The organism is Corynebacterium sp. ACRQK (assembly GCF_022345965.1).
In the GTDB taxonomy this organism is placed as follows: domain Bacteria; phylum Actinomycetota; class Actinomycetes; order Mycobacteriales; family Mycobacteriaceae; genus Corynebacterium.
In genome coordinates this window covers 187,660-204,049 of record NZ_JAKRMU010000001.1, presented here as the reverse complement: position 1 = coordinate 204,049, position 16,390 = coordinate 187,660, and the positions used below count along the sequence as shown (strand labels likewise).

The 16,390-nt window shown below is 62.0% G+C and carries 13 protein-coding genes; 12 read left to right on the top strand and 1 reads right to left on the bottom strand.

The features are described from left to right. The first annotated feature begins 1 nt into the window (after position 1). The 9 genes from ruvC (at position 2) to MHX63_RS00890 (ending at position 10,823) form a co-directional block, all read left to right on the top strand. Entirely contained in the window at positions 2–565 is a 564-nt protein-coding gene (gene ruvC / locus MHX63_RS00930) for a crossover junction endodeoxyribonuclease RuvC (RefSeq protein ID WP_239386812.1), read from the top strand. Continuing rightward, entirely contained in the window at positions 562–1,197 is a 636-nt protein-coding gene (gene ruvA, locus MHX63_RS00925; RefSeq protein ID WP_239386811.1) for a Holliday junction branch migration protein RuvA, read from the top strand. Before ruvC ends, ruvA begins: the two co-directional genes overlap by 4 nt. A gap of 50 nt (positions 1,198–1,247) precedes the next feature. Beyond that, the gene (gene ruvB / locus MHX63_RS00920) at positions 1,248–2,339 is read left to right on the top strand and encodes a Holliday junction branch migration DNA helicase RuvB (RefSeq protein ID WP_239386809.1); all 1,092 of its coding nucleotides are present in this window, start codon (positions 1,248–1,250) and stop codon (positions 2,337–2,339) included. Positions 2,340–2,384: 45 nt separating this feature from the next. After that, a complete protein-coding gene (yajC, locus tag MHX63_RS00915; RefSeq protein ID WP_239386807.1) occupies positions 2,385–2,699 on the top strand; it encodes a preprotein translocase subunit YajC in 315 nt (104 codons plus the stop codon). A 113-nt stretch (positions 2,700–2,812) separates the two neighbouring features. Further along, complete coding sequence (gene secD / locus MHX63_RS00910; protein ID WP_239386805.1) at positions 2,813–4,720, top strand: protein translocase subunit SecD; 1,908 nt, start codon at positions 2,813–2,815, stop codon at positions 4,718–4,720. Then, positions 4,721–6,043: a protein translocase subunit SecF gene (gene secF / locus MHX63_RS00905; protein WP_239386803.1), complete on the top strand. Its 1,323-nt coding sequence runs from the start codon at positions 4,721–4,723 to the stop codon at positions 6,041–6,043. Between the two features lie 57 nt (positions 6,044–6,100). Beyond that, positions 6,101–7,786 carry an ABC transporter substrate-binding protein gene (locus MHX63_RS00900; protein WP_239386801.1) on the top strand — a complete coding sequence of 562 codons (1,686 nt, stop codon included), beginning with the start codon at positions 6,101–6,103 and terminating at the stop codon, positions 7,784–7,786. Between the two features lie 95 nt (positions 7,787–7,881). Next, positions 7,882–8,481 (top strand): adenine phosphoribosyltransferase, encoded by a 600-nt coding sequence (locus MHX63_RS00895; RefSeq protein ID WP_255710130.1) that lies wholly within the window; start codon positions 7,882–7,884, stop codon positions 8,479–8,481. A 74-nt stretch (positions 8,482–8,555) separates the two neighbouring features. After that, a complete protein-coding gene (locus MHX63_RS00890; RefSeq protein WP_304504252.1) occupies positions 8,556–10,823 on the top strand; it encodes a bifunctional (p)ppGpp synthetase/guanosine-3',5'-bis(diphosphate) 3'-pyrophosphohydrolase in 2,268 nt (755 codons plus the stop codon). Positions 10,824–10,859: 36 nt separating this feature from the next. Here the strand turns inward: MHX63_RS00890 and MHX63_RS00885 are convergent, their stop codons facing one another. Then, entirely contained in the window at positions 10,860–11,726 is an 867-nt protein-coding gene (locus MHX63_RS00885) for a peptidylprolyl isomerase (RefSeq protein WP_239386800.1), read from the bottom strand. Between the two features lie 113 nt (positions 11,727–11,839). On the opposite strand from MHX63_RS00885, the gene MHX63_RS00880 reads away from it, so the two are divergent. The 3 genes from MHX63_RS00880 (at position 11,840) to MHX63_RS00870 (ending at position 16,345) form a co-directional block, all read left to right on the top strand. After that, positions 11,840–12,514, top strand: a complete 675-nt coding sequence (locus MHX63_RS00880; RefSeq protein ID WP_239386799.1) for an MBL fold metallo-hydrolase — start codon at positions 11,840–11,842, stop codon at positions 12,512–12,514. A gap of 22 nt (positions 12,515–12,536) precedes the next feature. Next, a complete protein-coding gene (gene hisS / locus MHX63_RS00875) occupies positions 12,537–13,877 on the top strand; it encodes a histidine--tRNA ligase (protein ID WP_239386798.1) in 1,341 nt (446 codons plus the stop codon). Between the two features lie 284 nt (positions 13,878–14,161). After that, positions 14,162–16,345, top strand: coding sequence for a bifunctional UDP-sugar hydrolase/5'-nucleotidase (locus MHX63_RS00870; protein ID WP_239386796.1), 2,184 nt, complete (start codon positions 14,162–14,164; stop codon positions 16,343–16,345). Positions 16,346–16,390 lie beyond the last annotated feature (45 nt).

Here is a 16,390-nt window from a genome sequence, read left to right as displayed (position 1 = left end):
GATGAACACTCCACATAATTCTGCCTGGGGCAGCCCCGCCGGAGGCCCGACCTCCCTGGCCGGGCTGCGCGTCATGGGGATAGACCCCGGGCTAACGCGCTGCGGGTTATCCGTGGTGCAGGCGGGGAAGGGGCGGGCCGTGTACCCCGTGGCCGTGGGGGTGGTGCGCACTCCGTCGGACATGCCGGTAGAGCAGCGCCTCAACAAGCTTTTCAATGCGGTGGAGGAGTGGTTTGACGACTACCAGCCACACGTTGTGGCGCTGGAGCGCGTATTCGAACGCTCGAACGTCTCCACAGTGATGAACACCGCCCATGCATCCGGCGTACTGATGCTGGCCGCCGCCAGACGCGGGGTAGATGTGCACATGTACACCCCCAGCGAGGTAAAGAAGTCCATCAGCGGCAACGGCCGGGCGGATAAGGCGCAAATGACGCGCATGATTACCCGCATCTTGGGGCTAAGTGAAGCACCGAAACCACCGGATGCGGCCGATGCACTGGCTCTGGCCGTGTGCCATTGCTGGCGGGCGCCACTGAACCATCTAGTAAAGGGGAAACCATGATCGCATCGCTGCGCGGAACCGTGATTGATAAAGGACTGGACTACGTCATCATCGAGTGCGCGGGCGTGGGCTATCAATGCACAGGCACCGCTACCACGATCGCGGAGCTGCCGAGAGGCGAGGAAGTTTTCGTGACGACCGCGATGGTGGTGCGCGAGGACTCGCAGACGCTGTACGTATTCAAGGATGCGGACGAGAAGCGCGCCTTCTCCACCCTGCAGTCCGTCTCCGGCGTAGGCGCACGCTTGGCGTTGGCGATCCTGTCGGTTATTAGCCCGCAGGAACTCGCCCGAGCGGTATCCAACGGCGATCACAAGACCCTGCAGAAGGCTCCGGGCGTGGGCAAGCGCCTGGCCGAACGCATGGCTGTGGATCTGAAGGGCAAGGTGGCAGATCTGGGGGAGACCGCTGATGCCGGGGAAGCCGGGGCGGCTGGCGCCGCCGGCGTTGCAGGTGACGGCCAAGCCGTGGCGACGGATGTGCGGGAACAGGTTCTCGAGGCGCTCGTGGGGCTCGGGTTCACGGAGTCGAAGGCTGGAACCACCATTGATGGGGTGCTGACTCAGTGGTCGGCCCCGCAAGCCCCGGATGCTTCCGGGCTACTGCGTGCTTCGCTGGCGGCAATTAAATAGGCACAGGCAAGCGCTAGTACACGGCTGAAGAATAGGGGAGACTGGAGACCATGAGCGACACCGAGCGCACAGAGTTTGAACTTCCACCGGGCGTGGGGCCGGGCCCCGCACCCGGCGGCCAAGGCTTCTCCCAGAACGCGGACCTGGACCCGCAGCAATCCGCCGGGGAATCGGACATTGATACTTCGCTGCGCCCCAAGTCACTGGATGAGTTCATCGGTCAGCCGAAGGTACGTACGCAGCTGGATCTAGTGCTGGGCGGCGCGCGTTCCCGCGGAGTAGCTCCCGACCACGTGCTGTTGGCCGGCCCGCCCGGCTTGGGCAAAACCACGATGGCCATGATCATCGCCCAGGAGCTCGGCAGTTCCCTGCGCATGACCTCCGGCCCCGCCCTGGAGCGGGCGGGCGATCTGGCCGCCATGCTCTCCAACCTGATGGAGGGCGACGTGCTGTTTATCGACGAGATCCACCGCATGGCCCGCCCCGCCGAGGAGATGCTCTACATGGCCATGGAGGACTTCCGTATCGATGTGATCGTCGGCAAGGGCCCCGGCGCCACGTCCATCCCCATCGAGATCGCCCCGTTCACCCTGGTGGGCGCCACCACCCGCGCGGGCATGCTCACCGGACCGCTGCGTGATCGCTTTGGCTTCACCGCCCAGATGGAGTTCTACGACATCGCCGACCTGACCCGGGTGGTGACGCGCGCTGCGGGGATCTTGGGAGTTGAAATTACTGGTGACGCCGCAGCGGAGATTGCCTCCCGTTCCCGCGGAACCCCGCGTATCGCCAACCGACTGTTGCGCCGAGTGCGCGACTTCGCGGATGTGAATGCCGACGGAAAGATCACCGTTGAGGTGGCGCGCGCCGCGCTGCTGGTTTTCGACGTCGACGAATCTGGGCTGGATCGGCTCGACCGGGCAGTCATCGAAGCCTTGGTGAAAGGCCACGGCGGTGGACCTGTGGGCGTCAATACCCTTGCACTGGCGGTAGGTGAAGAACCGTCAACGGTCGAGGAAGTCTGCGAGCCCTACCTCGTGCGAGCCGGAATGGTGAGCCGTACTCCGCGTGGGCGCGTGGCGACGGCGGCGGCGTGGCGACACATCGGCTTCGAACCACCGGAAGGCACAATCGGGCTATAGCGGGGCAAAGGGGATGTGGGAAGGCCATATGGCAAAATTGTCACTATGCCAATTGAAATTATTCTCATCGTCCTTGTCCTATTTGTGTTCGTCGGCTTGCCGCTGATCCAGATCCGCAAGCAAAATAAGCGGGTTCAGGAGATCCGCCAGTTTCAGGATCAGCTGGGTCCGGGAATGGTCGTAAAGACCACCTCCGGCATGCACGGTCGCGTGGTCCACGTGGGGGATACGACCATCGACCTGGAGATCGCAACGGGCGTAGTTACCACGTGGGAGAAGGTGTCCATCCTGGAGACCGTCGACTCTGTGGAGCCCGGCTCGCAGCAAGAGACGCAGCTGACGGAAGAAAAAGACGACTAACTAGCTGGTTCGGTATTCCGTTTGTCCGAACCCAGGCGTTAGTATCACGGGGTTAGATTTTTTAGTACACCGGTCGCGCATGCTCGCGACTGGATTGCAGGAGACTTAAAGCGGTGGCAAAGAAGAAAAAGAGAACTGCTGCACAGGGCGGCTTCGCGTGGCCGAAGCGGGCGCTCGCCGCATTCGTGGTGGTCGTCCTCATCGTGCTGGGCTTGATCATGTTTACGGGAAACAAATCCTTCGAGCCCAGGCTGGGCATCGACCTGCAGGGCGGTACCCGAGTGACGTTGGTTCCGCAGGGGGATACGCCCACGCCAGAGCAACTGAGCCAGGCACGCACGATTCTGGAAAACCGCGTGAACGGCATGGGCGTTTCCGGCGCCTCCGTGGTGACGGACAGCAACAACCTGGTTATTACTGTTCCGGGTTCGGACGCAGGCGAGGCGCGCTCGCTGGGCAGGACCTCGCAGCTGCTGTTCCGCCCCGAAGCACAGCCGGGGCAGCCCACCAAGGACTTCCCCCAGGCATTGAAGAAGATGGCGAATCGCTGGGTGGAGAACGGAATTATCACCCCTGATTTCGCCAATGAGCGCCTTGGGCAAATGGTTAAGGCCTTCCCACAGCTCGGACTGAAGGACGCGCCGAAGGAGCTCAAGGTATCCGCCAAGCCACCGGCGGAGCCGAAGGATTCGGTCGAGGAACAGGCGCGCCGCGACAAGCAGGTCGAGGTGCTGAAGGCTGACCGCCAAAGCATGGATGGCAACAAGCAGCAGGCAGCCGGCGCTTTGTTGAACTGTGAAGCTAACGACCCGATGGCGGGTTCCGATGATGCAGACAAGCCGCTGGTCACCTGTAGCGAGCAGGGGCCGATGGTTCTGGGGCCGGCGCCGCTGCTGAAGGGCGAGACCGATGAGAAAAACGGTGAGCGTCTGACGGGTGAGATGATCGACACGAACTCGCAGATTACCGGCGGCCTGCAGCCGAACTCTGCGCAGATGGCCATCACCTTTAAATTCAAGACCGGCGAGCAGACCCCGGGTGGCGAAACCTGGTACGCACTTGGCCAGCAGATGATGGGTAAGCGTGTAGCCATCACCTTGGACTCCGAGGTGATCTCCGCGCCGGAGATCCAGTCGCCGACACCTCCGGGCGAAGTCTCCCAGATCACGGGTAGCTTCTCCGAGAAGGAGGCCCAGGACCTAGCTAACAACCTGCGCTACGGAGCGCTTCCGCTGAGCTTCGTCGGTGAGAACGGCGAGCCGGGCGGCACTACCACCACAATCTCCCCGTCGTTGGGTTCTGCCTCCCTGAAGGCCGGCATCATCGCCGGTCTGGTGGGGCTGGTTCTGGTTGGCTTATACGCACTGGCCTACTACCGCGGACTTGGTGTTGTGGCTATCGTTTCCCTCGTCGCGGCGTTCGCCCTGGTGTACGGATTCATCGTTCTGCTGGGACGGTGGATTGGCTACAGCCTGGATCTGGCGGGTATCGCCGGATTGATCATCGGCCTGGGCACCACGGCCGACTCCTTCGTCATCTACTTCGAGAGGGTCAAGGACGAGATCAAGAATGGTGCTACGTTCCGTTCCGGAGTGCCACGCGCTTGGCAGCGGGCTCGCAGCACGATCGTCACGGGTAACATCGTCTCCCTAATCGCCGCTGTGATCCTTTACTTCCTGGCTGTCGGCGACGTCAAGGGCTTCGCGTTCACCTTGGGTCTGACGACCGTGTTTGACCTGGTGGTGGCATTCCTGCTGACCGCGCCACTGCTGATCCTGATGTCCCGCCGACCGCACTTCGCCTCGCCGAGCCTGAATGGCCTGGGCGCGGCCTACCGCGTTGCGGAGCGCAAGTACGGGCGAAAGCCCCACGAGCATGCTGTACGAGCGAAGTCGGCCAAGAAGGCAGATAAAGCCGAGAAGCCAGAGAAGGCTGACAAGGCTGAAGACCCGGATGATGTGCAAGACAAGGCGTCCACAAAGGCAGATACCCCGGCCACCGACGACAAGGAGGGGAAGTAAATGAGTAACCCCGAAACCCTAAGCGCGAAGGAGTCCGAGGCCGTGGAGTCTAAGGAACTTTCGGCGGCCGAAGCCACCCCGGTCGACGCGCCCGATACCGAGGCGTCCGGCTTCTTCGAGAAGCTCTACAACGGCAACGGTGGGTTCCCCATCGTGCAGAACCGCCGTCGCCTCTATGGCATCCTCGTTGCGGTGGTCGTGGCGTGTCTGCTGTCCATCCTCGTACGCGGCTTCACTCTAGGCATCGACTTCGAGGGCGGCACCCGTATGACCATGCCGCCTGCAGGCGGGGCCACCGAATCTAGCGTTTCGGAGGTCTTCGAGGACGCCACCGGCATCGCTCCGCAGTCCACCCAGACTGTCGGTAGCGGTGATGCCGAGTCCATCGAGATTACTTCTGAGCGCTTGAGCGAGGAGCAGATCCGCGAGGCTCGGTCGGCGTTGTTCAACGAGTACCACCCGAAGAACAACGTCGGTGAGGTCACCCAGGACGCGATTAGCGATTCCACCGTCTCTGAGTCGTGGGGTAGCAGCATCACCAAGAAGATGCTCATCGCCCTCGGCGTATTCCTGCTGACGGTTTTCCTCTACATCGCGATCCGCATGGAGCGCGACATGGCCGCCGCCGCCATCATCTGTCTGTTGATCGACCTCACCGTCGTCTCCGGCATCTATGCGTTGGTCGGCTTCGAGGTTTCGCCGGCTACCGTGATCGGCCTGCTGACGATTCTGGCGTACTCGCTCTACGATACGGTCGTGGTGTTCGACAAGGTACAAGAGAACACGTCCGGCCTGTTTGGTTCCACGCGCGCCACCTACGCAGAGGAAACGAACCTAGCCATCAACCAGACGATCATGCGCTCGATCAACACCTCCATCTTCTCCCTGGTACCGATCGCCTCGCTGCTGGTTGTGGCCGTGGGCATCATGGGCGTGGGCACGCTAAAGGACCTGGCTCTGGTGCAGTTCATCGGCGTGATCGCCGGTACGTTCAGCTCCATCTTCTTCGCCGCACCGCTGCTGGTGACGTTCAAGATGCGCCAACAGAAGTACAAGCAGCACGAGGCGCGAGTGGAGCGCGCCCGTTCCCTCGCCGCGTCGCAGGAGGGCTCTTCTGATAAGGACGCCGCAGTGGAGACCGCCGAAGGCGCCAACGAAAAGGTTGGCGCTTCCGCAGCAGGCGCGGACGCAGCTGAGTCGAACAAGCCCGGAAAGCGTAGTGTATCCAGCCCGAACGCCCGCCTGGCAGATGATTCCACGGAGGACTTCAAGCGCGAAACTCATAACGAGGACGCCGGACGATCCTGGCGTCCGGGCATGTAACCGGGAAGCCCGCAGGCTCTATACCGCCGAGATGTGTTGGATAAAGGAAGGCGACCAATGAACCGCAAGCGGCATGCAGTACGGTCTACCGCAGCTTTGACGCTCTCCGCAGCCCTCGCTGCAGCGGGGCTGGCTGCCTGTTCCGGGGACTCCCCGCTGAGTAACCCTCCGGAGCAGTTTGGGTACGTGCTGACGAGCGACCTGGTGACCTCCAACGCGGGCACCGCGGTGGGGGTGGCGACGGATGCCGCGAAGATTTCTGCCCGCCTCTACCCGGGAGCCTTCATAGCTGGCCCACGCGGACAGAACCTGCCCAACGGCGACCTGGTGACGGCCAAGCCGGCGCCCGGGAATCCTCGACAGGTGGACTACACCATCAACGAGAAGGCCACCTACTCGGATTCCAAGCCGGTAGTCTGCGATGACTTTCTGCTGAGCTTGCAGGCCAGCTCTCGCCCGGACCTTTTCGGCTCCGACATGCCGCTGTTCGGCCAGGTGGAGAACATTGACTGCGCAGCGGGCGCTAAACAGTTCAGCGTGCACTTCGCCGACAAGCGCGGTGAACGCTACCGGGAACTGTTTGGGCCCGGCACGGTGCTGCCTTCCCACACTGTGGCCGAGAAGGCTGGGGTGGAGGATGTCGTATCCGCCGTCGACACTAAGGACGAACAAGCACTGACGGAGCTGGGTAAGGCCTGGCAGGATGTGTTCACCTTCTCGAAGACTGATCCATCCCAGGTGCCGACCTTCGGGCCGTACAAGATTGCCGCCCGGAAAGACGATGGCTCGCTGAAGCTGGAGAAGAATCCTGAGTGGAAAGGCGTAGAGCCCGCCCAGTCTCCGGTGTACCTCTGGCCGCAGGGGACGGACGTCAAGAAGCTGGAGGAGCATAGCCAGCTTTCCGTGGTGGATACCAACCGCGGAGCGGGGGAAACCCCTGGAAAGGTAGCCGAGGAGCTCGGGCTCAACAGTGATGAGTTCCGCGTGGTGGAGAGCAACTCGGAGCGCGTAGACACTCTGCGGATCTCCGACCTTGGCCTGCTGCAGGATCCCAACTCCCGCAAGGCCCTGAATGCCTGCATCGACCGCGAGGCTATCGCTAAGGCCGTGGAAGAAGAGACCGGCGCCGTTGTGCAGCCAACCGGCCTGCGGGTAATCGGCACCGAGCACCCGCTGCGCGCCTACTTGGACGACATCAATGGGCGGAACACCAAGGTCAAGGTCGAGGAGGCTCGCTCTAAGCTCAACGGGATGACTATCCGCGTTGGCTTCCTCGATTCGGTGCCGCGGTATAAGAAGATTGTTGACGCCCTTAAGCCCCAGTGCGCGGAGGCCGGGGTAAATATCGAACCCGTGCCTCGCTCGGCCGATGACTACGGCCTGCTGGGCGTGGATTACGACGTAGCCCTTGACACCCGAGCGGCCAACGGCCGGAATTCGGCGGTGAACGCCACGTCGGGCTCCGGGCTCAAGGAGATCCGGGGTGCGGAGACTGCGTTGGCTGACGACGCCATGACCCTGCCGCTGGTCACCGAGCCGCGCACTATCCTTGCCGAGGTTCATGCAGCTAACGTGTTGGATAGCGCCTCGGACACAGGGGTTAGCTGGAATATGGATCGCTGGGTGGAATCCGACGAGCCAGTGGCGACTGGCCGCGCCTCTGACGAAGGCAACGACGGAGCTGAGGGGACCGAAGCTAGCGAGTCCCCCGCAGCTCCCGAAGAGGACGAGCCCAGCAAGTAAGCCCCACCTGTAAGGCTGCCTGGGCCGTTAAGGTAGGAAATGCCTGTGCTGCCGCAGATCCCTCGCAGTCCTAAGAGAGAAAGAGACCCAAGAGCTTGACTTCCGCCGACCACGCTGACCACCCTGACCACTCCGGCCAAGACAGCAAACCGCAGCGAGCAGAAACTGCAGCAAGCGCGCTGCGCCGCAGCATCCGGGTAGTCCCAGACTTCCCCTCCCGCGGCATTGTCTTCGAAGACCTGACCCCCGTGCTGGCAGACCCGCACTCCTTCAGGCTCTTGGTGGAAGACCTGGCCGAGCACTGCCGCAATTTCGACATCGATCTGATCGGCGGATTGGATGCCCGCGGCTTCCTGCTCGGAAGTGCCGTCGCCTACGAACTGGGCGTGGGCATCCTGGCAGTTCGAAAAGGCGGGAAACTGCCGCCGCCTGTCCACCACGTGGACTACGCTTTGGAGTACGGCACGGCCTCCCTAGAGATCCCGGCTGACAACACCATCCCGCTGCAGGGCAAGAATGTCTTCCTTATCGACGACGTTCTAGCCACGGGCGGTACCCTCGCCGCCTCACGCGAGCTGTTGGAAAACGCCGGGGCGAAAGTCTGCGGGCTGGGCGTGGTGCTAGAGGTATCCGCGTTGGACGGTCGCGATCGTCTCAAGGATCTTCCGCTCTACGTGGTCGACCAGGCCGTCTGATAACCCCCAGGGGTAATTGGTGCAGGTAGCGTCCATAGAAAGAAGAGAAGAAACAGGCAGGACTTTAAGCGGCTATGAGCAACGAAAAGGGTTCGCTGTGGATGGCGGCTCGCATTGCGCGAAGCCTCACCGGCACCGGTAAGCCAAAGATCAACCCCGTACTCGGGCCGCTCATTTCCGTGCACCGGCGCTTTCACCCGCGCGCCGACCTGGCCCTTCTGAACCGCGCCTACACCACCGCCGAGAAGCTGCACGAGGGCGTGAAGCGCAAGTCCGGCGAACCGTATATCACGCACCCGCTGGCGGTGGCGACCATCGCCGCGGAGATCGGCATGGACACAACCACCGTGGTCGCAGCGCTGCTGCACGACACGGTGGAGGATACGGACTACTCCCTGGAGGAGCTGTCCCGCGACTTCGGCAGCGAGGTCGCCCGCCTGGTAGACGGCGTGACGAAGCTGGACAAGGTGGTACTGGGATCCGCGGCGGAGGCGGAGACTATTCGCAAGATGATCGTCGCCATGGCGGAGGACCCGCGAGTCCTGGTGATCAAGGTCTCTGACCGACTCCACAACATGCGCACCATGCGCTTCCTGCCGCCGGAAAAGCAGGCGAAGAAGGCACGCGAGACGCTCGAGGTGATCGCCCCGCTGGCCCACCGCCTGGGAATGGCGACTGTGAAGTGGGAACTGGAGGATCTGGCTTTCGCCATCCTGTATCCGAAGAAGTACGACGAGATCGTGCGCCTGGTGGCCGACCGTGCCCCGAAGCGCGACCAGTACCTGGCGAAGGTGAAGCAGGAGATCGAGCTGGCCATGTCGCGCAGTTCGCTGCACGCCACCGTGGAGGGCCGCCCGAAGCACTACTGGTCGATCTACCAGAAGATGATCGTGCGCGGCCGCGACTTTAACGAGATCTTTGACCTGGTGGGTGTGCGCATCCTGGTGGATAGCGTGCAGGATTGCTACGCGGCAGTCGGTGCCATCCACACCCTCTATCAGCCGATGCCGGGCCGGTTTAAAGACTATATTTCCTCCCCGCGCTTCGGCGTGTACCAGTCGCTGCACACTACTGTGATCGGCCGGGACACCAAGCCGCTGGAAGTCCAGATCCGTACTCACGAGATGCACCACAACGCCGAGTACGGAATCGCCGCGCACTGGCGGTACAAGGAAACCCGTGGCAACAACAACAGCGAGTCCGCAGAGGTCGACCAGATGGCGTGGATGCGCCAGCTGCTGGACTGGCAGAAGGAGGCTGCGGACCCGAACGAGTTTCTGGACTCGCTGCGCTACGACCTGTCCACGAACCAGATCTTCGTGTTCACGCCGAAGGGTGATGCCATTACCCTGCCGAACGGTTCCACGCCGATTGACTTCGCCTACGCAGTGCACACGGAGATCGGCCACCGCTGTATTGGCGCGAAGGTCAACGGCAAGCTGGTGGCGCTGGAATCCAAGTTGAATACTGGCGACAAGGTGGAGGTCTTTACCTCTAAGGATCAAAACTCCGGTCCGTCGAAGGACTGGATGAATATCGTCGTCTCGCCGCGCGCGAAAGCGAAGATCCGGCAGTGGTTCGCGAAGGAGCGCCGCGAGGAAGCAGCGGAGAAGGGCCGCGATCTGCTGGCCGCGGAAGCACAGCGGGGTGGCCTGGCGGTGCATCGTCTCTTTACCCACGAATCCCTGCGCCTGCTGGCCAGCGACATGAACTACCAGGATGTCGAGGCGCTTTACACTGCCATTGGTCGGGGAGAGGTCACGGCCGGGCACGTCTGCCATCGCCTGGTGGAGGGGGCGGAGCCTGAATCCGAGACCGACGACGTTTTGCAGTCGGGTTCGGCGGCCTCGAAGATTGCGAACACTCCGCAGGAAGGCCGTGGGGATGGCTCCGGCATTCTGGTGCAAGGCGAGGCAGATTTCTCTGCGAAGCTCGCGAAGTGTTGTACCCCAGTGCCTGGCGATAAGATCTTCGGGTTCATCACCAAGGGCGGGGGAGTAAGCGTACACCGCACGGACTGCACCAACGCTGAGAAGCTGCACCAGGAGCCGCAGCGGATCATCGAGGTCTCGTGGGCCAGCAGCTTCCACAATGCGGTGTTTATGGTCACGATCCAGATCGAGGGTTTGGATCGAAATGGGTTGCTCTCGGAGGTCACGCGTGTGGTTTCGGATCAGAAGGTGCCGATCATCGCCACTAACTCGCACACTGCGGGAGACCGGGTGGCGACGATCCGTTTCACCTTCGAGGTGTCGGACACGAAGCAACTGGGCTACATGATGAACCAGCTGCGAAACGTCGAGGGTGTCTACGACGTCTATCGCGTCACGACGGGCGGCTAGCCGAGGAGGCTAGCCCAGAAAACTAACCCTAGAAGACTAACCCAGCACCGCGGACTCGATGTTGATGTCCTCGGACGGAGAGGCATCGCCCTCAGGTGCCTTTTCCATCAGCTTGTCCAGGGCCTTCAGGCCGGCCTCGTCGATGGTGCCGAATACGTTGTAGCTCGGCGGCAGGGTGGTGTCGCCCGTGACCAGGAAGAACTGGCTGCCGTTGGTATCCGGGCCGCTGTTGGCCATCGCCAGGGTGCCTCGCTTGTAGTTGACCGGCGTTTCAGCCTTGTCCTTGTCCACACCGTTGGTCGGGAACTCATCTGCGAAGGAGTAGCCTGGGCCACCGGCGCCGGTGCCCTCGGGGTCGCCGCACTGCAGGATCGTCATGGAGTCAGACTTCACGGAACGGTGGCACTTGGTGGAGTCGTAGAACTTCTTCTCTACCAGGTGCTTGAAGGAGTTGGTGGAGCACGGGGACTTGTCGTTGGCCAGCTCCAGGCCGACCTTCTGGCCGTTCATGGTCAGGGTGACCTTCTCGGTTCCCTTGGCGGTCACGTCCTTGCCGTTGGGCAGTCCGGCGTCGCTGAGCTCGCCTTCCGGATCCTTCTTGTACTCGCACTTCACCGTGTCACCGTAGGGCTCCTTCGGGCCTTCCGGCAGGGCCACGGGCTTCACGTCCGGCTCTTCGGACTGCTGCTGCTCGCTTTCGGCGACCTGATCTTCCTCCTCGTCAGAGGAGTAGGTGGCGGCGAACCAGATTCCGCCGACGATGACCACCAGCACGGCGAGGGTTGCTGCGACCACGCCCAGCGGTGCGATCTTGGCCTTGCGCTCGCGGGACTTCAGAGCTTTCTCTAGCTCCGACAGCGCCTGATCGCGCTGGGCCGCGTTCGGGTAGTTGTTGTCAGACACGTTTTTCTAGGACCTTTCTTGTGCTAGATACGGTGATCCATTATGCCCCATATACTGGCCGATTCGGGTGAAGGGGCACGGGCTCGTTGCGACTTTCGCTAGAGTTTAATGGCATGAGCACAGATGCAACCCTCCTGCCGGATACGACGCAAATCCTTTCTTTTCCCGCCGGCCCTTTCGAAACCAATTGCTATGTGGTGATTGATGGTTCTGACGCCACTAACGGGGAAAACTCACCGGCGGTCGTTATAGACCCGGGATTGGGTGCCTTCGAGAACATCCAAAGGCTCGCCAAGGAGCACAAGTTTTTTGTGGAGAAGGTCGTGCTGACCCACGGGCACATAGACCACATCCGCGACGCGGGAGCATTCGGGGTGCCGGTGTACGTCCACGAGTTGGATCGCTTCATGTTGGAAATGGATCAAGCGGCCAGCCCGTTGGCGCAGCCTTTCGATGTTGCAAACATGCCCGCGATTGAGGACATTCGTCACCTAGGGGATTCCATCAGTATCGGTGGCACGGAGTTCGAGATCCACCACATGCCGGGCCATTCGCCGGGGCATGTAATGTTCCGCGTGAATGGGTTGATCTTCGGTGGCGATGTGCTGTTCCGCGGGGGAGTGGGCCGCACGGACCTCCCGGGATGCTCGCCCGAGGACATGATGCTGAGCCTCAAGAAGCTCACCACCGACTTCGCCGACGAGGACATTGTGCTGCCGGGACATGGACCGCACACGACTATCGGGGAAGAAAAGCGCACCAATAGCTTCCTGGCGGCAGTGCAATAGCCGTTTAGTAGACTGTTCTTTTGTGACTGAGAGCGAGAAGAAGCAACAGAAGCCCCAGAAGGCTAAGGCTGAGAAGTTTAAGGCACTGAGTGCTCCGAAGGGCGTGCCGGATTACGTGCCACCGACATCGGCGGAGTTCAAGGCAGTCAAGGACGCGTTCACCTCCGCCGCGCACGCAGCAGGCTACGAGCATGTCGAGCTGCCGATCTTCGAGGAGACCTCTCTGTTCGCCCGTGGCGTCGGCGAATCCACCGACGTTGTGTCGAAGGAGATGTACACCTTCGCCGACAGGGGCGGCCGTTCGGTGACCCTGCGGCCCGAGGGTACGGCGGGCGTCATGCGTGCCGTGATTGAGCACAACCTGGACCGAGGGCAGCTGCCCGTCAAATTGGCCTACAACGGCCCCTTCTTCCGCTACGAGCGGCCACAGGCCGGCCGCTACCGCCAGCTGCAGCAGGTGGGCGTGGAAGCCATCGGCGTGGACGATCCGGCTCTGGACGCCGAGGTCATTGCACTGGCGCACCGCTGCTTTACCTCCATTGGCTTGAACGGCTTCCGCCTGGAGCTGACCAGCTTGGGTGACTGGGACGACCGCCCCGCCTACCGGCAGAAGCTGCAGGACTTCCTGGCCAAGCTGCCGCTGGACGAGGAGACGCAGCGCCGTGCGCAGCTGAACCCGCTGCGCGTCTTGGATGATAAACGCCCCGAGATGCAGGAGATGCTGTCCGAGGCTCCCTTGATGCTGGACCACCTCAGCGATTCCTCCCGGGAGCACTTCGAGACCGTGACCGGGCTGCTGGACGACCTGGGTGTGGGCTACACCATCAACCCGCGGATGGTGCGCGGCCTAGACTACTACACCAAGACCTGCTTTGAGTTCGTCCACGACGGCCTGGGCGCACAGTCCGGCATCGGTGGCGGTGGACGCTACGACGGCCTGATGGCTCAGCTGGGCGGGCAGGATCTTTCCGGAATTGGTTTCGGGCTGGGTGTCGATAGGGCGCTGCTGGCGCTTGAGGCGGAGGAGAAGAGGGCGTCAACAGGAAGAAGGGTTGATGTCTACGGCGTGGCACTTGGGCAAGAGGCCAAGCGGCGCATGGTGGGCATCGTGGACGACCTGCGCGAGCGCGGTGTGTCCGCCGATATGTCCTACGGCGACCGTGGGTTGAAGGGTGCCATGAAGGGCGCCGACCGTGCCGGTGCACTGTATGCCCTGGTGCTGGGTGATAAGGAGCTGGCCGAGGGCACGGTGACGGTGAAGGACCTCGGCGCACACGAACAGCACGAGGTGGATCTGACTGCAGTCGTGGAGTTGCTGGCCGAGAAGACGGAGAAGCCGGCAGAGAGGGCGACAGGCGCTTAGTAGAACGGCTTAGAACAAGGCGGAGGTAACATCCGCCACATCCTTACCCTTGCGTAACACCACGCGGGGGTATTTTTGGTGAATTAAAGATTAATACTTATCTTACCGAGCATTAAATGCCTGGTGAAAAGCGTTTGGCTAAAAAGTTCGTCGAGACAAGAACACTTTTCGATGGTTAGCTCTCCCACGTTGTTACACGTCTACGCTGTGCAACTTGCTGTAGTTAGAAATTTTCCGTCTTTAAGCTTTCAACCTTTTAGCTTTTCAACGAGGAGAAACCCAAAGTGTTCAAGCTGTCTCGCCGCAGTTCCCGCGCCGTCATAACCATGGCCATGGCGCCGACCCTGGCCCTTGCTGGCCTGAACGTTCCCGCCTATGCCGCCGAAGCCGACCAGGTGAGCCTGAATATCCTCGGCATCACCGACTTCCACGGGCACTTTTCCCAGGCCAAGGACCGCAAGGGCGAGATCAGCAAGCCCGGCGCGGCCGTCATGGCCTGCTATATCAACAAGGAGCGCGAGGCTAACCCGAACACCAGCTTCGTTTCCGCAGGTGACAACATCGGTGGTTCTCCCTTCGAGTCTTCCATTCTGGAGGATAAGCCGACCCTCGACGTGCTGAACGCGATGGGACTGGAGGCCTCCGCAGTGGGCAACCACGAGTTCGACCAGGGCTGGGATGACCTGAAGGATCGCGTGGGCGTGAACGGCGACAAGCTGGCAAAGTTCCCGTACCTCGGTGCCAACGTCAAGGGCAGCGACATGGCGCCGTCGGAGGTCGTTGAGATGGACGGCGTGAAGGTCGGCTACGTCGGCACCGTCACCGCGGACACCCCGAACTTGGTTTCCCCGGCTGGCATCGAGGGCCTGAGCTTCGATGATGCGGTTGAGGCCACCAACGCGGAGGCTAAGCGCCTGAAGGAATCCGGCGAGGCAGACGTCGTCATCGGCCTGGTGCATGAGGGCATGGACAACTCCAAGTTCTCCGACAAGGTGGACGCGGTCGTCGCCGGCCACACTCACGTGCTGCGCAAACTGGACGGCTCCCCGGTACTGGTGCAGCCGTCCAACTACGGCATGGATTTGGCCGACATCGACATCGTCTACGACAAGGCAGACAAGAAGGTCGTGTCCGTCACCGCCGAGAACCGCAGCGCGAAGGACATGATGGACGTTTGTGGCGACACTCCGGATGAGGAGGTGGCCAACATCGTGTCCGCGGCGAAGGACGCAGCGAAGATCGAGGGAGAGGAGGTCGTTACCACCCTGAAGAACGACTTCTACCGTGGCGCAAACTCCGACGGCGCATCCGGCGGTAACCGTGGCACCGAGTCCTCCCTGAACTCCATGATCGCGGACGCCACCCTCTACGGCGTGAACCAGCTCACTGACCTGAAGGCCGACTTGGGCGTGATGAACGCCGGCGGCGTGCGCGAAGATTTGGCCTCCGGCGACGTGACCTTCGCCGAGGCATTTGCGGTTCAGCCCTTCGGTAACTCCCTGGGTGTAGTGGAGATCACCGGTGAGCAGCTGAAGCAGGCCCTCGAGCAGCAGTGGAAGCCGGGCCAAGACCGTCCGATGCTGGCCCTGGGCCTGTCCGAGAACGTGCAGTACGCATACGACCCGGATGCCGAGCAGGGCAAGCGCATCACCTACGTTTCCGTCAATGGTGAACCTCTTGATCCGAACAAGAAATACCGCGTGGCTGGCTCCAGCTTCCTTCTGACCGGTGGTGATAGCTTCGATGCGTTTGCCGAGGGCGAGTTCCAGGACGCGGGCCAGATGGACATCGACGTGTTCAACCGCTACCTAGAGGACAATAAGGACATTGCCGTGCGTCCGAACCAGACCTCCGTCGGCGTGCAGCTGTCCGGCGCGGCCGTGGATGAGGCAAAGGTTTCCGATGAGGCCCTGCGCGGTAGCGTGCTGGCGTCGAAGAAGGACGTCACCGTCAACCTCAGCTCCCTGGCTTACACCGGCAAGGAGCAAAAGCCGACCACGGCGACCGCCAAGTTCTTGAAGTGCGATGGCAAGACCGCAATCGAGGGTGCCGAAGCTAACGGCAAGATGGATAACACCATCACCGATGGTCACGACGAGACCGGCAAGGCAACCGTCAATCTGACGGTTCCGCAGGAGGCAGGCTTCCTGCAGATCACCACCGACGCCGGCAGCGAGCTCAACTTCCCGGTTGCCGTCGAAGGCAACAAGGAGTGCGGCGTCGAACAGCCGGGCGAAGGTGACGAACAGCCGGGCGAAGGTGACGAACAGCCGGGCACGGACGGCTCCCTGTCCGGTTCCTCCAAGGGCGGCGTCATCGCTGCCGTGATCGGCGTTCTGGCCGTCATCATCGGTGGCGCCACCGCCATTTCCTGGGTGCAGAAGAACGGTGGCATCCCCGCCAACATCGTTCCGCAGTGGGCCCGCGACATGCTGCCGCAGTGGGCGCGCGACATGCTCCACATCTAGGCCAACTTAATCAGCACCCCAATCACCTCTAGCTCCCGCCTCACC